Raw genomic sequence first — 24,687 nt, 5'->3', positions numbered from 1 at the left:
AATGAGAAGAATATTCCTTCTCATTAGATTAGTATTAATTAAAGAGAAGTATTAATATTATTTAATACCATCTACTGCTTTATCATCCCAAGTTTTATGCGCTGCTTGTTCAACAGTATTATTTCTTGAGTTGATCATAATAACTGGACCAGCAACAGTAGATTTTTCGCTTTCTTTATATGAAGTTGTATATTTAATACCAGGAACTTCTTCTTTATTCACAGTATCTGGAACAATAAATTCAATAATAGCAACACCAGCCATTTTTTGAACTTCAGTTTTCATTTGGTAATTATATAGTGTCATATCACTTAATTTAACTAAAGTTTTAGTTTTACCATCATCTTTAGTACTGACTGAATAAATTTTTACAGTTTTGACGTCATGTGCACGAATTTCATATTCTGCTAATTTGTCAAAAAAGTCTGGTGAAGAAGCACTATCATTAACTTCAAATACCAAACGACCTTTTAGAACATACTTATCACCATAAGCTTCAAGTTTTGGTAGAGTTGTTTGAGCGCAATAAATACCTTTTTCGCCTTCTTTATGAGCGTTAAAGCCACCATTGAATCCAGGGATAAAAATCAATACATAATCTGAACTAGACATAATCTATTCTCCTAGTGAGTAAAAGTAACTATAATTATTGAGGTAGTTCTGTAACAAGGCGTAATGAAACTGTTAACTCATTTAAGTAAAAGTGAGGTTTCAAATACATAACAGCCTTATAAGCTCCTACCTTTCCAGGGACAGAAACGACATCAACTCTTGCTTCTCTTAATGGGTAAATACTTTTAATATAAGTACTTGCATTATCATCAGAAGTAACATAACGAGATATCCATCTATTTAAATACGCATCAATTTCTCCTTGTGTTGCAAAAGATCCAATTTTATCGCGCATGATCACTTTTAAATAATGAGCAAAACGAGATACAGCCATAACATAAGGTAACTGAACTGAAAGTTGAGCATTTGCGTTTGCAAGATCGTTGTCGTACTCTGTTAACTTGTGAATAGTTTTTGATCCAAAGAAAGTAGCAGAGTCTGTGCCTTTTTTATAAACTAATGTTAAAAATCCTAAATCATCTAATTCTTTTTCACGTCTATCTGTAATAATAGTTTCAACAGGCATTTTGAAAGTATTATTACCTTCATTATCTATAAAAGAATGATATGGTAAACTTGAAACTGTTCCGCCATTTTCAGAACCACGAATATTTGAGAACCAACCAAATTCTCTATAAGAAGCAACCATTCTTTCTGCTAATGAGAAGGAAGGATTTCCCCATAAATATTTATCATGTTCTGTTCCATCAAGATCTTCTTCGAAATGAAATTCCTTAACTGGAATACCATTTTTACCACCATAAGGTTCACGCATAATAACTCTTGGAAGAGTTAAAGTAACATATTTAGAATCTTCTAAAGATCTAAACTGATTCCATGAACCATATTCAGCAGTATTAAATAATTTTCCTAAATGTTTTGGTTTATCAATTTCATCAAATGAGTTGATATTAAATAATTCATGACTTGCAGCATCAATAAAAGGAGCATGTGCTGCTGCAGCAACACTGGATATTGCTTTTAAACACTCAATATCTTCTATCCCTTTTCCGAAGGTATAGTCACCAACTAAAAGTCCATAAGGTGAACCACCAAATGTTCCATATTCTTGCTCATATACTAGTTTAAATAGGCCAGTTTCATCAAACTGAGGCGCTGCGTCTGCATCTGCCAGAATGTCTTCTTTTGTAACATCAAGAACTCTGATTTTTAGTTTATCATCTGGTTCAGCAAATTTAACTAAATTTTGAACACCTTTCCAAGAAGCCTCTAATTTTTGAAACTGTGGATTATGAATGATTTCGTTAATTTGCTCACTAAGAATAGCATCAATATCAGCAATTCTTTGGCTAATCATATGAGAAATAGTCTTTTTATATTCCATTTTCTCGTTAACTACTTCTTTTGCAAAAACTGTTAACATGTCTTTTGCATTAGTTATTTGTTGATCATTCTTGTTTAAGTCTGATTTATTTAGAAGTTGCTCAATAACTGATGATTGACCATTTTCTAAATCAAAAAAAGATTTTGTTTCTGTTGCAAATTCTGTATTACTCATAAATGATATCCTTTCCTATTAGATAAAAACTTATTCAGCTGAAGACTGCTCTTCAGAACTTGCAAGAAGTTTTAATGCTTCAGGAGTTTTGACAAAATGGACTAAAGTTTCTTCTAATTTTTCGTTGCACTCTACGTTAGTTTGCAATTCAATTAGTTTTTTTCTAATTTCAAGTAATTCTCTAAGTGCGTCAACTTTATAAGCAATTTTACCTGGATTAAATTCATCAATAGAGTTAAAATTTAATTCTATTTGAGAAAAAGAACCGTCATTTTTAATTTTATTTGCAACTTTTAGCTTCAATTTTGGTGAAATTGATTGAACTACAGAATTAAAATTTTCTTTATTTATTTCTAGAAATTTTTCATTCTTGATTTTTTTAGTTTTTTCATGCAAGTGACCAGATAAATTAGCCATTACACCAACGACAAAAGGAATATCCTGTTCCTTAGGAGAACCATTCACTTCTAAATCATAAGTGATTTGAACACGTGGTGGTTTATAGACTGATAATTTTTGTTGTGTACCTTTTGACATCTCTTTTCCTTTACTTTCGAGTGAAAAATGGCTGTTCTAAAAAGCTGCAAAAACTGAAATCAACAGCTTCTATTTATCACTTAGCAATTTCCATGCCAGAGCTGACTCAGATATAATACACTTTTATTGATTACAATTTACGCAATTTAATATTAAGTAAGTATTATATTAACCTCATTTTTTAAGTAAAGTTTTCTTTATTTGAATAACATAATTATGTAACTAAATATTATAAAGTTAGAATGAATTAAGAAAAAGAAACAATTTTTTTTAAGTTCACATTCCTCTTTTTAAAGAGGAATGCTTTATTTAGCTATGTAAAAATTGAAAAAGTTTGGCAATATATGACAAAATAAATGTGAATTTTATGATTAGAGATATATATTTTATAAATTGATATATTAATTTATTAAAAAGATCAATATATTTTATCAAATAAAATAGCAAATTTAACAGGCATATATATTTATTAAATTTAAATAATAACAGTTACTTTAAAAGTAAGTAAACAAAACACAATATTTATCAATAAGAATCTTGAAGTTATTTAAGTTACTTATGGTATACATCCCTAATAATAAAAAATCAAGCTTTTTGGTAATCTATTTTTTCTAATGATTTGGATTTAAAAGCTGACGTATGGCTTCAGTCGTTTTTTGTGGGTCATTTTTAGCCAAATATAAGATTTGTTCTTTAGGTGACAGTTTATCAAATGGAACATCTTCTTTCAATTTGACTCTCCTAGCTCCAGCACCAGTTCTTTCTAATTCATAATCAACCAAAGCAAGCTGCTCTTTACTTCTTTTTTCAGGGTCATAAGTTAGCCATCTGAAATATGGACGAACTAGTGCGTAATAAATAAAGAACATTGCAGCAATTGCTACAACTCCTAAAATAGCAGTTTGGATAAGAGCAGTTTGTCTTGCTGATAGAGAGGCTTTTTCTGCTAATGCAAATTCATCTAATTCAAATTGAGTTGATTCAACAGTTATCGTATCTCTTCCCTCTTTAAATCCAATCGCATTTTTTACTAGTTTTGTTACCATAGCCATTTCTTCAGGTGTTCTTGGGACATATTTTCCATCAATCATTTTTCCATCAACTAAAATTGAAGCACTTAATTTCGTAATAGTTCCAATAGGTTCAACTATTTTGCTCAAAGTCTTTTTAACTTCAAAATTTAAATTTTCTGTACTAGATTTAGTGCTATTAGTAAGTCCACCAGCTATCCCAATATCCTCTCTTTCACCTGGGAGATTACTTTTCGCCCCTGGTACACCAGTAGGATTCAGGCCATTGCCCTGGGAAGATTGTTCATTTCTTTGTGAAGCAATTACAGCAGTCCGTTCTGGATCAACATCAGAAATGGTTGTTTCTACTTTTTTATACTCTATAGATGCGTCTACTTTTGAAACTACCTTATCGTGACCTACAGCTCTTGCTAAAATATCTCGAATTTTTTGCTCCAATTCTCTTTCTACTTTTCTTTGATATTCCCGTTGTGCTGAGGTGATTTTATCAATACCTCCATCCTGCTCTTCGGGTTGAGTTAAAAGGTTTCCATCTTGGTCAACTATCGTTACACCTTTTGGATCTAATCCTTCTACAGCTCTTGCTGTTAAGTGGATTATACCTTGAATTTGTCTTTGACTTAGAGTTTTTCCTGGTTTTAATTTCAAATAAATACTAGCTGTAGGAGATTTTTTATCTTCAGCGAATATTGCATTATCAGGAATGACGATGTGGACTCGGCTATTGGCAACAGGTTCAAGCTTACCAATTGTGCGCGACAATTCTCCTTGTAACGCTCTTAATTTATTAACTCTTTGTTCAAAGTCAGACATACCAAATGATCTGTCATCAAATTTTTCCCAACCAACACCTATACCTGTGTTAGGTAGTCCTTCTTGTGCTAATGACATTTTTATTTCCTGAATTTTATCTTCAGGAAAAGAAATTGTATCGCCTTCTAATTTATATTCTTTGTAGCCGGATTTTTTTAAATGTGCTAAAATGGCTGTTTTGTCTTCATTTGAAAGATTTGCATAGGCAGGTTCATACCGAACTGTTGGTTTCCAAAATATAAAAATAGCTAAAACAAAAAAAATAGTTAATAAACCAATTCCTATTGCAATTTTTCTTCCTTTAGTCAGCCCAGCATAAAAAGCTTTACTTTGAGTAAAAAATTGCGATAAGAACTGTTTATATTTTTCTAGCATTCTTAGTTACCTATATTTTCAAAATTAAGTCTAAACTTGCATACGCATTACTTCTTGATAAGCTTCTATGACTTTATTTCGCATTTGTACAAGCATATCAAAACCTAATTCAGCCTTAGTAACAGATAACATTGTTTCATGAATATTACTGGAACGCCCAGAAGCTAAATCCATACTTGCTTTTTCTGCTTCTCTTGAAGCTGTATTTACTTCCTTAATTCCTTTTTCAACTAGATCTTGAAATTCCGTTTTACCTGGATTTACTGGTGGAGTTCCTCCTCCACTTTGTGCAGGTACTGAACGAATTAAATTTTGTTTCATTCTTAAATATTCTAGATCACTTGCTGAAATTTGTTTTACCATTTTTGTTACCTTTTATTTTATCTACCAATACTTATTGCAGTAGTTGCCATCGATTTTGTAGCATTTATTGCTTGAGTATTACTTTCAAATGAACGATTACTAGTAATCATATTTACCATTTCTTCCATAATAGAAATATTTGGCATTGCAACATAACCATTTTCATTTGCATCTGGATGATTCGGATTAAATACCAATCTAGGAGCTCTTCTATCTTCAGTTATTCCATCAACTTTTACTTCTTTTAGATTTGGATCAAAAGCGAGACGCATTAAATTATCAAAACTCAATCCAGAATTTCTAGCTGTAAATAAAACATCTTTTCTTTTATAAGGGCCTCCTTCTTCAGTCCTCGAAGTATTAGCATTAGCTAAATTAGAAGAAATAACATTCATTCTAATTCTTTCTGCGGACAATCCAGAAGCACTAATTTTTAGACCTTCTATAAAACTCATAAATTAAACTCCACTAAAACAATTGTATTGTTACTTTCCGCCATTAATTGCATAACGTAACATTCCTAATTTTCTATTTAATGTTTCTATTGTTGCTTTATAAATAATTTGATTTCCTGCAACTTCAGTCATTTCCTGATCGACATCAACAGTATTCCCATCATTTCCTATACTTTCTGTTGGTTTTACATACATATCAGGTTTTAAAACTCCATCTGCTCCCATTCCAGGGGCTTTAATATGCCTTGAATCACTTACTTTCATTATTAAGTCTTTGTCTGATCCAATTGCTGCTTGGAGTTGTTTTTCAAAATCAAATCCAAGCGCTCTATATCCTGGTGTAAGAGAATTTGTAATATTAGCAACATTAACGTTTTGTCTTTTTAATCTTTGGTTTAAACTTTCTTCAAGAACAGCATCGGGTTTACCAAATATTTGGTTCCCAATTACGGTACTCATACATTTTTCCCCTCTACTTCATAACCGCACTCAACTAATTCATTAAGTTTATAGCGCAAAGCTCTTAAAGAAATTCCAAGTGCTTTCGCAGTATGGGTTCTGTTACCATTCATTCTTCTTAATGTTTGTAATATAAGTCTTTGCTCAAGTTCCATTAAAGTAACTTGCGGTAATGGTTCACCCATAGCAACTTCTGTACGACTATTTGCACGCATTAAATGAAGTTCTTCAACACCAATATAGTCTCTTGTAGACAATAAAACAGAACGTTGAATAACATTTCTAAGCTCTCTTGTATTCCCTGGCCAAGTATAAGTTCTTAATGCTTGTTTTGCTGTTGGTGATAATTGAACATTTTTAGAGAATTGAATATTAAATTCTCTTAAAAATATTTCAGAATAAAAATCTATATCAACTAATCTTTGTCTTAAAGATGGAATCTCTAAATGAATCACATGAAGTTTAAAAAATAAATCATTTCTAAATCTTTGTGCATTTACTTCATCTTGAATATTTTTATGACTACAAGCAATTATTCTTGCGTCCGCAGCAGTTCCTCTTCTTATAGCCCCTTTATTGATATCTTGTTCTTTCAATATTCTTAGAAGTTTTAATTGCATAGCAGAATCTAATTCTGTTACTTCATCAAGCATAAGTGAACAAGTTTCAATTGGTCTATTTATTGCACCCTGATTATAGTCATGTGAACTACGTTGTGTCGTAAAGAGCTCCATCTCGAAGAAATTTGCAGGAATATTTGAGCTGTTCGCAACAATAAAACGCCCTCTTTCTCTTCCTCCAGCAATATGAATTGCTTTTGCAAATGTTTCTTTTCCAGTACCACTCTCACCTGTTATCAAAATTGGCACTTTTGTTGGAGCAATAGTTCTTGCTACCTCAAGTAATTTAAATACTTTTTCATCTCGAGTGGGATAATGACGGAGCATTTCTTCTTCAGAAATTCTATTGTCAGCTTCTGAAGGAACTGTATTTGGATGAATACTACGCCCTTCTAAAGCATTGTTACCTTGATGTGTTCCGTAATTTGGGGAATCTAAGTCAAACAATCCCACAGGACGCACTTCACTCATAAACAAACCTCCACAAGATACTTTACTGTTTACTTACTCAAGCGATCTAGTCTTTCGCTTGCTAACGAAGAGAAACGCTTGTCATTAGTATCGTTGGCAGCAAGTAACCATGCTGTTTTAGCTTTTTCAAAAAGCCCAACTCGTGCATATACAACTCCTGCTTTATATGCAGCTTCCGCTCGATGAGTTCCTTGCGCTAAATTTGCAACAGCGAGGAACATATCTCCTGCGTTGGCGAACCTACCTGCCTCTCGTAAATCTTCTGCATATTGCATGATTGACGTTTCAACTGTCTGAGTTTCATCCATTGACTTTGCGGGGTAAGCTAAAATCTTTGCATACAAAGGTTCAGCATCAGCTGTTCCGCGAAGTCTTTGAGCCCATTCGGACAGAGTGGGGAGATCTCGTTCAACGTAACGACCAAGTTTCATCTCATCTAAAAGTAAACGTAACGCTATCTTGTTACGGTAAGGCGCAACAGATAATTCTCTGAGCGCAGTAACTGAACGATCTGTTAGACCATCAGTTTTTCTTTTTGTATCAAGCTCAATGCGCCGCAATAAATCATCAGCTTCTATAGGTTTATTGCTTCGATACAAAAGGCGAGCTGCAATAGCTGCCGCTTCATTTTTCTTTTTTTGATCATTTGATGCTTGCCAAAACGCAGTATACAGTTGCGCTGACTTTAGATTTTCACCAACAGCTTCAAATGCTTCTGCTCTTGTAAAAAGAGCTTCACCATCAGCAAAAGTGAATTCTAGTAAGGAAGGCCTTGCCTTTCTTTCAAAAGCTATCCAGTCTTCCCATTGTTTCGTTTGGGCTGTTTTCTTTAAAAGTTCTTTTACCCTATTCGATACTATTTTTTCTAAATCAATACTTCTTTTATCGCCGGCTGACAATTTTTTAAATTGCTGAACAGCAGCATCAGAAGAATTGATAGGTTCTGTTTCAATTAAAGCTCTAGTTCGATCATATGCACAATTTTTCATCAAATCAAATGGAACACTGTTATCTGTTACACATGTGTCGAGATTTTGCTGGTATGTTTTTGCCGCCGCAGGATTTTTATCAACAACTCCATTTAAAACTCTTAAAGTAGCAGCATACTTTACAATAGAAGGAGAATTATCAGTTAATGCCATTTCTGAATAAATCTGTGCATTTTGATAACGAGTAACTCCAAAACCTTTTTCTTTTGAATTTGTCAATTCATCAATATCAATAATTCTTAGTTTAGCTAAGCTAGAATAATAGCTGCCAGGATAATTTAAAATTATCGATCTTAAATAGTCATTTGCAATGCTAAAATTCTTTGTTAAATAAGCAGATTCACCAGCATACCATAAAAGTCTTGCATCAGATTTTATACTTTTTTCCGAAAGCGCTGCCAGTCTTCTAAAAATAGACAAAGCTTGTTCTTCATTTCCACTTTTATAAAACTCTTCAGCTAATTTTTTTCCAATATCTATTTCATCTCTGGTACCAAATGCAGCTCCCATTTGCATTTGCAATTGACCTGATTTAGCAGAAGTCATTGGAATAAATTTTTCTAATCTTCCATAAATTTCAGGAAATCCATATTTATTTTTCATTGGTAAATTAGGAACTACTGAACTTTCAGTATTATTTTTTTCAACTTTTACTTCTTTTTTTTCTTCTGATGAAACTGCTACTGAAGTTGATAAAGGAGGTTTTAAATTTATTTCTTTACTCTCAATTTTAGGAACTATAGATTCTTGGCTTAATTCTTTACTTATTCCCTCAATAAAATCCGGTTGCCAATTCCAATCAGCTTCTAAATCTTTTTCCTCTAGTTCAGTTCTCCAAAAATCAATTAATATTCTCCAAGGTTTATTTTGAGTTGCAATAACCCAACCAATAGGCATATTTTTTAATTGAATACTTATTATTACTTCAGATTTTTCTTCTTTAATTAATATTCTTTTTACAAATCTTGTATCATAAAATGCTGTAGAATTAAACTCATTAGCTCGAGCTGGAATTACTTTAATTTGTAATGTTCTAGTTAATTTATCATATCTAGTAGCGTACCTTCTAGGTTCATTTAATTCAAACACTAATCTATAACTATCTTCTCCAACATTTGTTAATTTTTTTTCACTTTCTTTTTTCAATTTAATATTTTGTGCATAAGAAATTGAAATATTACAAAGACTAACAGCAATAGAAAGAACTGTCGGTATTGAAATTGTGAAAAAATGTTTCTTCAAAAAAATTTTCCCCTAATTAAATTGTTGGTAAATTAGTGCCATTTCTTGTAGCTTATATGATTAATGTTTATTGATAGCAGTCTGAAATTTGTCAGAAAGAGCAATTTTGACGTGTCAAATACTTAATAACTGTATTTATTAGATATTTTTTTAGATAAAAAATTCCTTATGTCATTTTCTCTATTATTCATTTTGTGTTTGTGTTCTGGCAATAATTTGCACTAATTGATTTGTTCTTTCTTGCAATAGAGTAACAAATTCTTTAAATTTTTTCCCATCATTTTCTAATTCATCAGGAAAAAAATTTATCTCAGGCCAAATAATTTGGACAGTCTTATAAGGAACAACTTCCAGTTCTTCTTTTGGTAATTCAAAATTACCTAATATAATCAACATTAAAGCTTTATTCCAATTCATTGAAGGAATGCGTGCAATGGGAAAAATTTGTGGGGTTATTTCGTATTCAGCTAAAATATTTGAAAAATTTAAAATATTATTACTTTTCATAGGTTGACTTGCGACAACAGAAAGATCAACAATTTCTTTTACGTTTTGATATAAAATGGAAGCTGCAATACTAGCTTGTAAACCTCCGACATTATCCATAAATATAAGTCTATATTTTTGTTTATGAATTTTTCTACGCATCACACCATTTTCAGCCAAATCAATTTGTTCAGCCCAATTACAACAAAGATCAGCTATTTTTTCAATTTTTGAACTCATGCTTATAATTCTTAAAGCTTTATCAATACTATCTTTTGTATTTTTCTTTAAAATTGTTTTTGCAATTCTATACAGTTCTCTTTGTTTGAAATCCACCTTGTCATCTAACACATGAATTTCATGAATTAAAGTAAGATCGCCTTCAAACATAGCCGAGTACGATCTTTGAAAAAGATCCTTTGCATTTCCCAACATTTCTAAAAAAATTTCTTTTTGTTCTGGAATATCACCATTGACTAATTGTCGCGCCAAGCTTTCAACTGCATCGCCTATTCTTTCTACATGATGAGCAATTTTTGCACATGCATACGCCAAACGTAATTCATAGCCTAACGGTTGTTGGGTCGCGAGTATTTGCAAGATTAGTGTATCTATAGCTCTTTCTAAATTATCTATTTCAGAGTCTAAAACAACTATTTTAATAAGCTTATTGGGATTGGGATGTTCAAAATGCTGCATTAAAGTATGGATTCCTGCATTCACAGCATCACACATGGTACGCAATAACGTCTTTACATTATTAAGTTGTACTTCAAGACTTGAAATTCGTGACATAATAGAGAACACCTCTTAAGATTTGCATATTTTCTAAAGCACTGTTAGGGAATTATTTGTGATCTCCACGAACAACTCGTTGAAAAGTGATTATGGGAGGACAAACATGCAAGTCGAAAATTTAACTAACCAAAATCTCAATCAAATTTCTTCTTCGCTGATTGAAAATAGGGATGAAGTTTTTGCGAAACTTGCCTCTCTTGCAGTGGAACCTGAATACCATCCTAAAACGGGTAGACCTTTAAAACCATCTTGGTTAAAAGTTGGTCTCACTGGTGGTGAAACCTTATATACTATTAAAAATAATTTACGGGAAAAAAAACTATATACTGTTTGCGAAGAAGCTCGCTGTCCTAATATTTCTTCTTGTTGGAATACCGGTACTGCCACTTTTATGATTATGGGAGATGTTTGTACTCGTGGCTGCCGTTTCTGCCATATTAAAACAGGGAATCCTGAAGGTCTCCTTGATTCAGAGGAACCTTATAAAGTAGCAGACAGTATTAAAACTATGAATTTAAACTATGCCGTAATAACTATGGTAGATAGAGATGACTTACCTGATGGTGGTGCAAACCACATCAAAAAAACAATTGAAGAAATTCATAAACAAAACCCCCTTACAAAAGTTGAAATACTTGCCGGTGACTTTAATGGAAAAGAAGACAGCATTAACAAAGTTGTACATGCTGGGCGTGGATTAGATGTATTTGCTCATAATATAGAAACAGTTCGCCGCTTGAGTCCAAGGGTGCGCGATGCCCGTGCTAAATATCAGCAAAGTCTTCAAGTTTTAGAAAAGGCAATTAAAATTGGCCCAAAGGGAATGTTCACTAAGAGTGCTATTATGCTTGGATTAGGCGAGACTTTTTCTGAAATAGAGGAAGCTTTGTTTGATCTTAGACAAGTAGGAGTTGAAATCATTACTATAGGTCAATATTTGCAGCCTACTCCAAAACATCTTACTGTAAAAAGATTTGTCCATCCTGAAGAATTTAATTTTTGGTCTTCCTTAGCAAAACAAATGGGATTCAAAGCGGTTGCTGCAGGTCCTTTAGTAAGAAGTTCTTATAAAGCTTCAGAATTGTTTCCTGAAATATAAATAAACATCATCACTCTTCTTTAATGTTGAGGTAACCGATGAAAAATTTTTTTCTGCCAGTAATAATTCTCACTAGTTGTGTTACTTTACATAATAAAATTTACAGCTATGAAAAAATAAAACAAAATGCACGCATTAGCGAAAATTGTTACTTTGAACAAATTTTTCCTTCAAAAGTAAAAAACATATATCAAACAAAAGCTTGTTATTTAGATATTCAGCAGAATGAGTTGAATTTACTAATTACGTCAACTAGCTATCTGATAAATTTTTTATCTTCAAAATATATGGAAGATATAAGAAATGATCTAAATTTAGAATTAATAGATGACAAAACTTATAGCGAAATAATTGCAAAACATTCAATTATTAAAACCAATAATACCTATTTAATTACTAAAGATAAATGTCAAAATTAAATTTGTATACCTAATTACACAGAGACTTTTTTACTAAAAAGAGTGCTTGAAGCATTTAAACAAAATGGTAAATCTGGAAATACACTTGATTTAAAGTATTAAATGGAATGCTTCCGTTCAGTCTTAAGTAAATTTTTTAACTGACATTTAAATATCTATCAGAATAGATATCTAATTCTTTATCTCTTGAAAAACTAAGTTGAATATGATTGTTATGTTTTACTTCTTCAATAAATTCATTTTTATTTCTGCAAGCATTAATAAAAAGCTTATTTTTAGAATAAAATATATAATATTATAATTCATATTTTAATCAATAAGACAAAAAATTAATTTATTAAAATTTTAAATAAATTTACAAAATAATAAAAAATGTATCTATACCCTAGTTTGTTAGTGTTAGAAAAATAAACCACTACAATTTTTTCACAAAATAATTAAGCAAAAATTTTGCAACTCATAAAGTCATCAGCAACAAATTTATCGAAAGCATTATTTTTCGATATTTCTGAAAACAAGAGATAGTTTTAAATTTCATGTTTTAAATAAAGCGACTATTGATTAGAAAAATGTAGAAAAATATGTATACTTTAAAGATAATGCAAAGTTTAATAATCTAAATTTACAAAAAAAAGGATTTTTATGTTAAAAGATAATATCCGAGACATCACAAATGCTATAAAATTTATCTCACAAGAAAATAAAATTTATGATTTAAAAAAATTAGAAAAAACTTCAAATTTATTTAGCATTTTTTTTATTATTTACCTTTGGTCAAGTATTCTTGGTGTATGGTATCTCGTCGCATACAAAAGCTATTATTTTTTCCCTTTAGCAATTTTTATTATTGGCATTCAACAGAGAACCTTAAGAAATATCTTACATGACGCTTCACATTATAGCTTATTTAAAAATGCATTTATAAATGATTTAGCTGCAAATATATTTGCTGGTTATTCTTTTTTTGAAAAAATTTCATATTTTAGAAAATCACACTTAGAACACCATAAATTTTTAGGTATCAAAGATAAAGATCCTGATTTCGTCAGTATTGAAGACCTTGATCCTTCTAATCAAAAAAATAGTTTTTGTATTTTTTTAACGGCCATAAAAAGCAACCGTTGGATTACAAGTTCCTATTTAGGAAATTTATTAATTTTTAAATTTAAAGAGTATATAGAAACATTAGTTTGGTGGATTTTTTTTACAATAGTGATGCTTTTGTGTTTCTCTCTAAAAAACTTTCTCATTTTTTTAAGTCTTTGGTTTGCTGCCAAGTTTACAGTATACCATTTTTTAAAAGTATTCATGGAAATTTCTGACCATGCAGGTCTTCCATTAAATGGTATTATTATCGGAACAAGAAATCATCCAAACAAGATGACAAAATTTGTTTTTTTCCCATTTGGTGATAATTTTCATTTGACACATCACTTATTCCCAAAAATTCAAACCTTTAAATTAGAAAAAATGCATAAAATATTATATAATTGGGATCAATATAGAACAGCATGCAATCCTGAAAACTATATCAGAGGTAATAATTCTGAACTAAAAAGTTGGACAAATTTTAGATTAAAATGTTTTGAAGAAAATAATTTATAGATTAATTACTTTGAACAGTATGCATAAACTTGATTTAAACCGTTTTCTCTAGATTTTGTAAAAGATACAATTTTTAATATTTTATCATAAGTAACACCGATATCATTATATGTGAAATATGCTTTATTTTCATGTTAAGCAACTAGTTCAAATAATATTTATATTTATTTTACAAAATTATAAATTTATGATAATTAATATTAATTCATTGTTATATTTATAAATAAAATAAATTTAAGGATTATTTTATGGTTATTCCTAATATTCATAATTTTATAGTAACTAATCTACTTTGTGCTGGTGTAGGTGGAGATAGTTATCTCCAAGTGATTGGAGGATTTAATGGGACTTGTAGACTTTCTATTTTAAATGGTAGTAGAAGTAATAATGTTAATAATTTTGAGCTGATGTATGCGGATGATGCAATAAATGCGCATGTATTTTATTATGGAATCCAAAATTATCATAGACTTATTGATTCACTATCAATCCAAGGTGATTATCTTGCGCTTATGCAGCAAGCATTAGCATTTCAAGCAAATTATCAGAATTATCTAGACCCTATTATTTTTAATGTTGCTGGCAATAATAATTATCTTAAAAAATATGCTAGCGAAGAAATTAATCATCAATTTGTCAAAGCTATTTTAAGATCAAATTTAAGACGAATAGAGGGTATGGCTTATGAGGCAAGAGGAAATTCTTTCAATAATATCAACCAAATTAATAATGATCAATATCAACACAATTTAGGAGATTCATGTCTAAATGATTTTGCAGATTCTATTCATTCAATAGATAGACCAGATGCTTATAAAGATCGAATTATAAATCTAATTAATCTTTGGAGACATCAACTTGTTACTGGTGCTGGTAATGTTGTTCCCGGTCCCGGAGCTGGAGTAAGAACACCTGGAGGTTGGTTTGCTCCCAAATACGAGTTTACTGACGCGTGCAACGGATATATTCCAGATCCCAGAGCGTTGGTTAGATACCCTGAGGTAACTCATGAAAACATGGGAGAAAATGATGTAGTTATTCCTTCAGCAGCAACGATAAGAGAAAGAATTAAAGATATTCACAGAAATAGTTGGGAAAAAAATCTTCTTAATAATAATGCAGTTTTAACAGCTAATCAATCTCGATTAGAGCTAGCTATGGCGGCTACTATGTGTTTTGCAAATGGAGCTTATCGAATACGCAATGAGCCAGAATATAGATTATATGGTAGTAAAATTAATACAATTATTTTTTTGTGCGCAAATATTTTTGCTGCATTACATGTAATTCTTTCTCAAACACAAAATTTACCTGATAATATTAATTAAGCTAATTTCAATAATAATATTTTTTGCAATCTCCTAGAAGTTGGAATAAGTAAACTAGCTGTATTAACAGTGATTTGGGGCGTACTCTTATCTTCTTTGATAATAAATCCACATGCATAACCAAATCTTAGAAAAACAATACAATTTAGAGTTTGCAAGTCTCCAGCAGCATTTGCAGAACTACAAGTAAATATTGTAATTAACGACAAAAATTAACCATTTCCATAATACAATTGCTTTTTTACTTTAACTTTATATTTACTTTTTAAAACATATAAAAGGACTCGTTATCAATAAAAATTTCTTTTATAAAATTTAATTTATCCATAGAGTATTACAATTTGAAAAATGAATTGATTATTCTTCATTTTCTTCTGTTTCTAATATTATATCAATCATATCTTTAACTTCACTAAATGTTTTGTTTAAAATACGAGATAAATTATATAATTCAACATTTATTAGATCAAAATTATTTCTTTCTGAATAAAGATATTTTACATCTTCAAATTTATCAAGATACATTCTTTGCTTTGAAAATTTAAAAATATTTTCAGTTACATCCATCAATTTATTATTTTTATCTATTATTTCATCATAAAAATGAAAAATATTACCATTTTCTAAAAAGCTCTTTGTCTCGCTAGAACAGTCAAATTCTAATTTACTTTTAATTCCGTTTTTACTTATAAAAAAGTTGAACTTACTTTTTAGATCTAATAATATATTATAAAAATTATTAGTATCTTTGATGTTTGAATTTAAAAAATTGATTATATAATTATTTTTCTCAGTTACTGCTTCATCAACTTTACTTTGATAAAATTCTTTTAATTTTCTTGTTTCATCTGTAAGTCTATTCAATTTATCTTCAATCAATAAAATTCTATCCACTTCACTATTACTATAAATACAAAGACTAGTTTTCCATATTTTATCTTCAATTTTCTTCATTTTATTAAATAAAGTATCTTCATTATTCTTTAAAATCAAAGAATTATTCAAAAAATTTGCAGAAGCACTATTTGCCAGAAGTATTAAAACACTAAAAATTAAAGATTTTATTTTCACAAATTGTTCCTTACGAGTTAAATAAAAAACATTAAATCAATTATTATATTTTTATTTTTAAGTCAAAAAAATAAAAATAAATTATCTAAATATTTTTTATAATTAAATAATTTTATTTTTTATATAATTTATTTTATTACACTAAAATAGTTGACAAATACCTAAACTTAACATTAATTAATAACTCAATTTATAACTGCATTTGGTGTGGTGAAGTCCAGTGAAAGTCTGGCACTGTCCCGCAACGGTGATGAAAGATAATCTTTCTTAGTCCGATCCCCCCAAAAGCCTTACAATGAGTGAAATTTTCTCTTCGATGGAAAGGGTTTTCACAAAAATATTTTTATTTTTTTGAAGGTAATATACCTTTTTCAGTTTGATCATTTCGCTCTCTCCCGAAGGAGGAGCTCATGTCTGTTTCAACAGCAAATTTAGGTTTTCCACGAATTGGAGATAATAGGGAATTAAAAAAGGGATTAGAAAATTTTTGGCAAAAAAAAATCCCAGAATCAGAATTAAATGTTATTGGCTATAAAATTAAACTAAATAATTGGTTCCTACAAAAAGAATTAGGAATCAATTATATTCCAAGTAACGACTTTACATTTTATGATCATATTTTGGATATGGCTATTCTTTTAGGTGCAGTGCCAAAAAAATTTCTGGTAATAGAAAATCCTTTAGATAGATACTTTGCGATGGCGAGAGGTTTCCAAAATAATGAAAAAAAAATTGATATAGTAGCACTTGAAATGACAAAATGGTTTGATACTAATTACCACTATATTGTCCCAGAATTGGAAGAATTTCAAATTTTTAAATTAAATGCAAGTAAAATTTTGCATGATTTTTTAGATGCAAAGTCACTAGGAATAACTACACGCCCTGTTATTGTGGGTCCATTTTCGTTTCTTTTGTTAGCAAAATTTGCTGACAGCAAAATTGAAAAATCAACGTTAACTCTTCTTGATTCTCTGTTACCTATATATGAACAGCTATTAATTGCTTTAGCACAAATAGGTGTTGAATGGGTTCAAATTGATGAACCATGTCTTTGTTATGATGCAGACCCCACTAAAATGAAATACTTTGAGAAAGCATATCAAAAATTAAACTCTTTGAAATTAAAACCAAAATTAATGTTAACAACATATTTTGCATCAGTAGAAAAGCATATTGATCTTTTTTCTCAACTAAATTTTGATGGAATTCATCTTGACTTAATTAGAGCTGAAAATCAATTAGAACAGGCATTAACAAAAATTTCTCCGAATACAACATTATCACTTGGATTAATAGATGGAAGAAATATTTGGAAAGGAAATTTAAATCATGCCTATTCACTTTTAAACTATACAGTTTCCAAAAGAAATTCTAATAATGTTATAATTGCTCCTTCTTGTTCTCTTCTTCATTCACCTATTAATTTAAATTATGAAGAAAAATTAAAATCAGATATAAAAAAATTATTAGCGTTTTCTGTCCAAAAATTAGAAGAAATAAACTTATTAAAGAGAGTATTTTTAACAAAAAACTTAGTCTTATTAAAAGAAAATATTGAAATTTTAGCTAATAGAAACTATGCTAATCTTAATTCCCAAAAAATAAACAATGAAAATAATTTTAAATTATCAGAACAATTTTTGAAGAGAAAATCACCGCATGCAATTCGTAGTGAAATACAAAAAATAAAATTAAGATTACCCAATTATCCAACAAGTACAATTGGATCGTTTCCACAAACTGAGCAAGTAAGAAAAATGCGTGCTAATTGGCGCAATGGAAGTATATCAAATGAAAACTATAGTCAATTTATGCAACGAGAAATTCAGCAATGCATAAGTAAACAAGATGAAATAGGGCTTGACGTATTTGTTCACGGTGAATTCGAACGAAATGATATGGTAGAATTTTTTGCCGAAAATCTAGATGGTTTTGCATTTACAATGAATGGTTGGGTACAAAGTTTTGGTTCCCGCTGCGTGAAACCGCCAATAATTTATGGTGATGTTGCAAGAAAATCTGCCTTAACAGTTGAATGGACAACCTATGCTCAATCAATAACGAATAAACCAATAAAAGGAATGCTCACAGGACCCGTCACAATTCTTCAATGGTCATTTTGTCGAGAAGATCAGCCCAAAAAAGAAACTTGTTTGCAAATCGCATTGGCAATCAGGGAAGAGATTCTTGAATTAGAAAAATTAGGGATAAAAATTATTCAAGTTGATGAACCAGCAATTCGCGAGGGTTTACCTTTACAAAAAGAAAATTGGGGAAATTATCTAGATTGGGCAGTGCAAGCTTTTAAGCTTGCTACAAGTGGAGTTAAGGATGAAACCCAAATCCATACGCATATGTGTTATTCGAGCTTTGGAGAAATACTTCCTGCAATTATAGCTCTAGATGCAGATGTTATTTCAATTGAAATGTCTCGTTCACAACTAGAACTTTTCTCTGATTTTACTAAAATTAGTTACCCTAATGAAATTGGCCCTGGTGTTTATGACATTCATTCACCAAGAATTCCAAGTAAAGATGAAATTGTTTCTTTACTAAAAAAAGCCTCACTTATTTTTCCAAAAAATAAAATTTGGGTAAATCCCGATTGCGGTTTAAAAACGAGATCTTGGAATGAAGTTGAACCTGCCTTAAAAAATATGGTCTCTGCTGCAAAGGAATTACGTTGTAATGACACTTAATAATATTATTAAGCCTAAAGCTTTGAAGTTCGGTGCTACAGCAGGAATATTTACAGCATCTTCGCCTGCACATATTTGGTTTAAAGAAAAATATTTTCATGCAATTGAACAGCTTAAAAAAAATGGATTTAAAATTCACGAAAGACAAATAACAAAACAATTTATTTCTCAAGGATATAGGACTGCTTGTCCAAAGGAACGTGCACAAGAATTTATGGATCTTATTGAGAACCCTAAAGTAGATTTTTTAATTGCTACGATAGGAGGATTTAATTCTTCCTCCTTGTTACCATATCTTGATTTCAAAAAAATTGCTCAAGCTAGAAAGATAATTTCTGGTTATAGCGACATTACTTCACTGCATATGGGAATACTAACTCAGGCAAGTTTATCTACATTTTATGGCCCTGCAGTTATCCCTACATTTGGTGAATGGCCTGAAGGATTTTCAGAATCTATTGCCTCTTTTAAAAATTTATCCTCTGAAACCAAATTAAATAATTATGAAATTAAACCATTTAAATATTGGAGTAATCATTTTCGCAATGCTTTAAATTCCGAATGGAAAACAGGTAAAAGAAAATACCACTTGAATAATGGTGTAAAAATATTGAATCAAGGATATGCTGAAGCTCCAATAATTATCGCCAATTTAAATACATTATGTTCACTTGCTGGAACAAAATATTTTCCTGATTTAAAAGGAAAAATATTATTAATTGAAGATGAGCATGCATCTTTTACCGAAGAAGAACGCGCCTTAACACATCTAAAATTATTAGGTGTATTCGATAATATTGTTGGTCTAATAATCGGCAAACCAGAGATATTAGAAAATAAAAATGCCCCATTTACTTATGAAGATCTTATATTGGAAATTGTAGGTAAACAGAACTACCCAATTGTAAGCCAATTTGATTGTGGGCATACTCATCCATCACACACATTAGCGCAAACGCTTAATGTGAAAATTGGTGCTACAAATGAAAATTTTAATTTTGAGATTTTAGAAGCTGCAGTATGCGACTAAATGCATTTAATGAAAAATATTTTCATGCTTTGGTACAGCTCAAAACAAATGGATTTGAAAATTATGAAGGACATTTAACAAGACAGTTTACTATTTTCAAAACTATTTTCTAACCGTTCCACCTGTTAAATTGCCAGTAAAACTTCCACCATTTCTTATAACAACTTCACCTATCCCACTTGTAAATTTAATATTCCCATTAACTGTACTATTATCAATATATAAAATCTGTTTCTTTGTTTTACTTCTTGCATTTTTACCTATTAAAATATCTTTAGTTGTCGTTCCGGCATTTAATTCTATATGATCTGAGACAATATTTAACGTCTTGAGAAAACTCGAATTATTTGCTATCAATTTGCCAACCAAATCAATCTTGCCTTTAATTAAACTTTGTTTCTCAAATAGAATTTTCCCCGTAGCTACTATATCATTCAATACAACATTTTTTGCTATAAGTTTACCTGTCATATCTTGTTGATTAGTTACTACGACATTTGTAAGAGTTAATTTAGCAACATGATTTATACACTCTTTAGTTGAATTTAAATATTGCGAATTTCCAAGACTTTCTTTTTCGCAACTATTAGCAAAACAAAATCCAGAAAAATGAAGAAAAATAAAACAAAAAATAAATATAATTTTTTTCATACAAGTAAATTCTATTAGAAGTGAGTAATTATAGTTAAAGGACATTATTAAATTATTTTATTGTTCCAAAATAGTCAAATTTATAGTTAACAATATTTTTAGATAATTTTAAATTATTACATATTTTTTAGAAAAATATTTAAAATTAAAGAGATAAAAGGAGGATATTGATTTCAACTTTTTCAATTATTCACAAAATAAAAAGAGCGTATAACTTGTCCATCAAAATTTATTTTAAATAGGAACAAATCAAAATTTTTCGTGAGTTCTGTAATGCAACATTGCTAGGTTGGTAGATTTTCTTAGGGAGGCTTAAGCTTAACTTTATAATTAGCTTTAAATGTCGAATAAACTATTAATTAATTAAAATTTCTTATTGCATTAAATGTATTTATAAACTAGTATATTCTTTTTGCGTACTATCATAAATTAATCTCTTTCATTTTAAATTGTGCTAAAAATATTTTTTAAAGAAATAAAAATTATGATTAAATTTGTATAAGAAAATTAAGAAAATAAAATATAAAATATTTAAATAAATCATAGCTTTGAAATTTAATAATTTAATAACCAAAAAATAAAATATATTCATATAAATTAATTATAATTAATTTACCACTTGACAAAAAAAAATATTGATGGAATTTTTTTTTCTTTTCGGAGGACTAAATGAATTTTAAAGGCGCAATTTTATCTTTAATATTACTAAATACTACATCTGCTTTCAGTATGAATAACAGTACTGAAATTGATTCTTTTCCACATGAAATAATGGCAAATATTTTCTCATATCTAAAACCAAATGACCTTAATAGTCTAGAAAATACGAATAAAAAATTAAATAGCAATATAAAATCTCACAATTCCTATCTTTTAAATAAGAAGAAAACAATATTAAGTGGTAACAAAGAAACCATATTAGCATGGATTGATTATTATAAAAAACAAGAAATAAAACCTATATCTGAAGAAGTAGTCATTAATTATAATTCAGATTCAGCATACGATTATAATTACTTCCACTACAACTCTGCCAAACTAAGTTATATTATTTCAGAAATTAGAGAAACTTTTCCAAATTTAAAAAAATTTACATTAAATGAAAAAACTTTAAATTTATCAGACCAAATGGATTTCAATATAAGTAATGACACAATAACATTTACGGGTTCTGCTAATAATATTAGAAATCTGTTTGGGCTAATAAATACAAATTCTGAAATTAAAAATATTATTTTAAACTTTAAAAAAGATGTTTATCACACAAATCCATACTCAGGTTATATTGTAGACTCTATTGCTTATCAGTTACCAGCGATTAAAACAATTGCCATAAATGACCTTGACGGAGTATACTTTACTTGTAGTTATTTCTTTGATAGTAATGAATTATATAAAATTTATATTAAAAAACAAGAAAAATTACATATAATCAGAAATGGTGTTGAACAAGTTTATACTTATAAAGATTTTGCTTTTTAATTGATTTATAACCATATCAAACATTAAATACATAAAGTAGAAATGAAAAAAATAAGTGATTAAATTGTTTATGATTTTCAATAATTTTCTCTCGTCTAGCTAATTTTTAAATCAGATTAAAAATATTTGAAGTATAATTTAAATAGCATTCTATAAGAAAATGAAATCCGGATTATTAATTTAGAATTTAAGAATTTTTTTTGAATTTATTTAGAAATGTAAAAATTGAAAATTTTACTAATAAAATGTAAAATAAATATTAATTTTTAAATGTGCAAAATAAAAACTAATTATTTAAGATAAAAATAAATTTAAATAAAAATACATTAACTTGCGATACCTAAAATAATTTTTGGCATTATAAATTTAAATTTTTCAATTCTATAGATTATTTATTTAAAATCTTGTAATTTTTATCAAGAAATTATTTTTTGGAGTTTTTTTAAATGAAAATTTGGCATTTTAAAAGTTTAGCTTACATCTCAACATTTTCTATTTTACTGAGTTTAAATTCTTGTAAGAATGATTCTAAATCTTCTTCAAATAGCCCTAATAGTGAAAGCACTATAAATGAAATTAACACTTATTTAACAGATTTTTTCTCGACAGAAAAAGACAAAAGCGGAATTACAGGAATTCCATTAACCTTCCAATGTAAAAACTATTTTGCATCTAATGCTAAGACCTTCAATATAGGTACTCAAAGTAAAAATGGAGATGAATTAACTAATGAAAGCTTATTTCAAATTGGAAGCAATTCAAAAGTATTCTTGAGTGTGGTTATGCTGCAATTAGAGCAAGAAGGCTTAGTAAGTATTGAAGATCCTATTTCAAAGTATTTAAGTGACAAATATCCTTTATGGAAAAATATTAAAATTAAAAATTTATTAAATATGACATCTGGTATACCAAATTATACAGGAGAAAAAGATGTTATCGGCGAAATATTAATTCATTTTAAAAATGATCCCAAAAAAAATGTAACTTCAGAAGAAATTCTATTTTCAGTTAAAGATAAGCCTCTTTTAGTTCAAACTACAAATAAATTTAGTTACTCTAATACAAACTATGTATTAGCTGGTGAAATAATTAAAGCTATAACCGGTAAAGATATCTCAGAAGAAATTTCTGATCGTATTATAAAACCTTTAGGTTTAAAAAATACTTTCTATATAACAACTTATCCGAAAAGTAATGTTAAATATCCAAAACACTTGATGAGCGGTTATTATTATATTACTGATGATAAATTTAGAATTTTTGATAACTGGACTGACATTATAGATTTTTCTATGTCATGGGGAAATGCCGCAGGATCAATAACTGCAAACTCTATTGATTTAAATAATTTCATAAGATCTTTATTTGCAGGAAAATTGTTAAATCCTGATCAATTAAAAAAATTAACAACTATGGTAGATACAAATACGGGTGAAGAACTATCAGAAGGTGTAAATGAAAAAAGTAACTCTGGTTATGGATTAGGAATCGCAGCAATTTATAATTCAACACTAAAAGAAATTGAATACCGTCATGGAGGTGGGACTTTTGGGTTTCGATCACAAATGAGATATTTCCCTTCAATAAAAGCATCTTATGTTATTGCATTCAATTCTAGTGAAGTTGGAAAAGAAAATGAAATGACGTTGTATAAAAATATTGATAATTATATTTTAAAAAACTGTAAATAATTTATAGCATTTTAAAATAACATTACAGATCGAAATATATCAAATTTAAAAAAAATAAAGTGTTAATTTAATTTATGTAGAGAAAGAATATTAAAAAATTTTTGTATTTCATTTTGTAATAGAGATATATTTTCATTATCTTTAAAATAAAAATGTTCGCCATTTAATGCTAATATTTTGCAATTTAAATTAGAATAATTTTGCCACACTTTCATATCATCTGAAGAAATAAATTTATCATTTATTCCATAAATTGCTAAAATATCGGCATTTATTTTAACAATACATGGATCAATAAAGTTTGATTCATAGTCATAAACTAAATTAAAATCATTTCTAAGAATTGGAAGAAAATAATCTATTAATTCTTCATTATCCAAAATTTCATTTTCGATACCACCAAATTCATTGATTATATTCAAAAAATCCTGTTTTTTCATAGCAGGATTATAAATTTTTTGTAAATATTGACATATTGGTGGAAGCTTAGATGAAATGATAAGTCCTTGCTGCACTCCTACGGTTTTATTTTGTTTGAGATATTCATATGCAAATATTCCTCCCATACTATGCCCCAAAAAAATTCGAGGAGAGACTTTATCTAATTCCCTATTTAAACAGTTTATTACTTCATTATGAATTTCTGAAAAATTATCACAAAGATTTTCACTAGATCTTTTTCCTCTTCCCTGAAATTCATACGATAATATTTCAAGTTCAGGAATATTTTTTAAAAATTTAATCATCGGATAAATGGAATATGCAGTACCGCCAGCATGATGAAAACATATTAGATAAATTTTTTTATCACTACAAGCTGATTTGAACTTTAACAACAT

Annotated in this window: 23 protein-coding genes and 1 riboswitch; of the genes, 9 read left to right on the top strand and 14 right to left on the bottom strand. The window is 29.0% G+C overall.

Annotated elements, in window-relative coordinates:
- Window positions 1-57: 57 nt before the first annotated feature.
- The 10 genes from GOY08_RS02585 to GOY08_RS02540 all read right to left on the bottom strand — a co-directional run bounded on the left by GOY08_RS02585 (window position 58) and on the right by GOY08_RS02540 (window position 10,767).
- Window positions 58-612: a hypothetical protein gene (locus GOY08_RS02585; RefSeq protein ID WP_158997001.1), complete on the bottom strand. Its 555-nt coding sequence runs from the start codon at window positions 610-612 to the stop codon at window positions 58-60.
- Between the two features lie 34 nt (window positions 613-646).
- Window positions 647-2,131 (bottom strand): type VI secretion system contractile sheath large subunit, encoded by a 1,485-nt coding sequence (gene tssC / locus GOY08_RS02580; RefSeq protein ID WP_158997000.1) that lies wholly within the window; start codon window positions 2,129-2,131, stop codon window positions 647-649.
- Between the two features lie 30 nt (window positions 2,132-2,161).
- On the bottom strand, window positions 2,162-2,668 hold the full coding sequence (gene tssB / locus GOY08_RS02575) for a type VI secretion system contractile sheath small subunit (protein ID WP_158996999.1): 507 nt from the start codon (window positions 2,666-2,668) through the stop codon (window positions 2,162-2,164).
- Between the two features lie 611 nt (window positions 2,669-3,279).
- A complete protein-coding gene (fliF, locus tag GOY08_RS02570) occupies window positions 3,280-4,887 on the bottom strand; it encodes a flagellar basal-body MS-ring/collar protein FliF (protein WP_158996998.1) in 1,608 nt (535 codons plus the stop codon).
- A 30-nt stretch (window positions 4,888-4,917) separates the two neighbouring features.
- A complete protein-coding gene (fliE, locus tag GOY08_RS02565) occupies window positions 4,918-5,250 on the bottom strand; it encodes a flagellar hook-basal body complex protein FliE (protein WP_158996997.1) in 333 nt (110 codons plus the stop codon).
- A gap of 17 nt (window positions 5,251-5,267) precedes the next feature.
- Window positions 5,268-5,705, bottom strand: coding sequence for a flagellar basal body rod protein FlgC (gene flgC, locus GOY08_RS02560; protein ID WP_158996996.1), 438 nt, complete (start codon window positions 5,703-5,705; stop codon window positions 5,268-5,270).
- A gap of 30 nt (window positions 5,706-5,735) precedes the next feature.
- The gene (gene flgB / locus GOY08_RS02555) at window positions 5,736-6,164 is read right to left on the bottom strand and encodes a flagellar basal body rod protein FlgB (RefSeq protein ID WP_158996995.1); all 429 of its coding nucleotides are present in this window, start codon (window positions 6,162-6,164) and stop codon (window positions 5,736-5,738) included.
- Entirely contained in the window at window positions 6,161-7,255 is a 1,095-nt protein-coding gene (locus GOY08_RS02550) for a sigma-54-dependent transcriptional regulator (RefSeq protein WP_158996994.1), read from the bottom strand. The genes flgB and GOY08_RS02550 overlap by 4 nt, the downstream gene beginning before the upstream one ends.
- 29 nt (window positions 7,256-7,284) lie before the next feature.
- Window positions 7,285-9,486: a tetratricopeptide repeat protein gene (locus GOY08_RS02545; protein ID WP_158996993.1), complete on the bottom strand. Its 2,202-nt coding sequence runs from the start codon at window positions 9,484-9,486 to the stop codon at window positions 7,285-7,287.
- A 183-nt stretch (window positions 9,487-9,669) separates the two neighbouring features.
- On the bottom strand, window positions 9,670-10,767 hold the full coding sequence (locus GOY08_RS02540; RefSeq protein WP_158996992.1) for a phosphate signaling complex PhoU family protein: 1,098 nt from the start codon (window positions 10,765-10,767) through the stop codon (window positions 9,670-9,672).
- 106 nt (window positions 10,768-10,873) lie between these two features.
- On the opposite strand from GOY08_RS02540, the gene lipA reads away from it, so the two are divergent.
- The 4 genes from lipA (at window position 10,874) to GOY08_RS02520 (ending at window position 15,221) form a co-directional block, all read left to right on the top strand.
- The gene (gene lipA / locus GOY08_RS02535) at window positions 10,874-11,869 is read left to right on the top strand and encodes a lipoyl synthase (RefSeq protein WP_158996991.1); all 996 of its coding nucleotides are present in this window, start codon (window positions 10,874-10,876) and stop codon (window positions 11,867-11,869) included.
- A gap of 38 nt (window positions 11,870-11,907) precedes the next feature.
- A complete protein-coding gene (locus GOY08_RS02530; RefSeq protein ID WP_158996990.1) occupies window positions 11,908-12,288 on the top strand; it encodes a hypothetical protein in 381 nt (126 codons plus the stop codon).
- 642 nt (window positions 12,289-12,930) lie between these two features.
- Complete coding sequence (locus GOY08_RS02525; RefSeq protein WP_158996989.1) at window positions 12,931-13,893, top strand: fatty acid desaturase; 963 nt, start codon at window positions 12,931-12,933, stop codon at window positions 13,891-13,893.
- Between the two features lie 248 nt (window positions 13,894-14,141).
- Window positions 14,142-15,221 (top strand): hypothetical protein, encoded by a 1,080-nt coding sequence (locus GOY08_RS02520; protein WP_158996988.1) that lies wholly within the window; start codon window positions 14,142-14,144, stop codon window positions 15,219-15,221.
- On the opposite strand, the gene GOY08_RS02515 is transcribed toward GOY08_RS02520, so the two are convergent.
- On the bottom strand, window positions 15,218-15,430 hold the full coding sequence (locus GOY08_RS02515; protein ID WP_158996987.1) for a hypothetical protein: 213 nt from the start codon (window positions 15,428-15,430) through the stop codon (window positions 15,218-15,220). The two genes, GOY08_RS02520 and GOY08_RS02515, sit on opposite strands and share 4 nt — an antisense overlap.
- 148 nt (window positions 15,431-15,578) lie before the next feature.
- The gene (locus GOY08_RS02510) at window positions 15,579-16,292 is read right to left on the bottom strand and encodes a hypothetical protein (RefSeq protein WP_158996986.1); all 714 of its coding nucleotides are present in this window, start codon (window positions 16,290-16,292) and stop codon (window positions 15,579-15,581) included.
- A 182-nt stretch (window positions 16,293-16,474) separates the two neighbouring features.
- Window positions 16,475-16,629, top strand: a riboswitch (adenosylcobalamin (AdoCbl) riboswitch).
- A 73-nt stretch (window positions 16,630-16,702) separates the two neighbouring features.
- Here GOY08_RS02510 and metE point away from each other — a divergent pair.
- Genes metE through GOY08_RS15595 form a run of 3 tightly spaced genes read left to right on the top strand, consistent with a single transcriptional unit; the run spans window position 16,703 to window position 20,137 of the window.
- The gene (gene metE / locus GOY08_RS02505) at window positions 16,703-18,994 is read left to right on the top strand and encodes a 5-methyltetrahydropteroyltriglutamate--homocysteine S-methyltransferase (protein ID WP_158996985.1); all 2,292 of its coding nucleotides are present in this window, start codon (window positions 16,703-16,705) and stop codon (window positions 18,992-18,994) included.
- Window positions 18,984-20,024, top strand: coding sequence for a S66 family peptidase (locus GOY08_RS02500; RefSeq protein ID WP_158996984.1), 1,041 nt, complete (start codon window positions 18,984-18,986; stop codon window positions 20,022-20,024). Before metE ends, GOY08_RS02500 begins: the two co-directional genes overlap by 11 nt.
- A complete protein-coding gene (locus GOY08_RS15595) occupies window positions 20,015-20,137 on the top strand; it encodes a hypothetical protein (protein WP_268892486.1) in 123 nt (40 codons plus the stop codon). The genes GOY08_RS02500 and GOY08_RS15595 overlap by 10 nt, the downstream gene beginning before the upstream one ends.
- Here the strand turns inward: GOY08_RS15595 and GOY08_RS02495 are convergent.
- Window positions 20,127-20,675, bottom strand: coding sequence for a hypothetical protein (locus GOY08_RS02495; protein ID WP_158996983.1), 549 nt, complete (start codon window positions 20,673-20,675; stop codon window positions 20,127-20,129). The genes GOY08_RS15595 and GOY08_RS02495 overlap by 11 nt on opposite strands.
- Window positions 20,676-21,344: 669 nt before the next feature.
- Between GOY08_RS02495 and GOY08_RS02490 the strand changes: the two genes are divergently transcribed.
- Both GOY08_RS02490 and GOY08_RS02485 read left to right on the top strand, forming a co-directional pair.
- Window positions 21,345-22,157, top strand: a complete 813-nt coding sequence (locus tag GOY08_RS02490; protein WP_158996982.1) for an F-box protein — start codon at window positions 21,345-21,347, stop codon at window positions 22,155-22,157.
- Between the two features lie 446 nt (window positions 22,158-22,603).
- Window positions 22,604-23,848: a serine hydrolase domain-containing protein gene (locus GOY08_RS02485; RefSeq protein WP_158996981.1), complete on the top strand. Its 1,245-nt coding sequence runs from the start codon at window positions 22,604-22,606 to the stop codon at window positions 23,846-23,848.
- A 62-nt stretch (window positions 23,849-23,910) separates the two neighbouring features.
- Here the strand turns inward: GOY08_RS02485 and GOY08_RS02480 are convergent, their stop codons facing one another.
- Entirely contained in the window at window positions 23,911-24,687 is a 777-nt protein-coding gene (locus tag GOY08_RS02480; RefSeq protein ID WP_158996980.1) for a thioesterase II family protein, read from the bottom strand.

It is taken from the genome of Pigmentibacter ruber (assembly GCF_009792895.1).
GTDB classification, from domain to species: Bacteria; Bdellovibrionota_B; Oligoflexia; order Silvanigrellales; family Silvanigrellaceae; genus Silvanigrella; species Silvanigrella rubra.
This window is presented reverse-complemented; position numbering and strand designations above follow the sequence as displayed.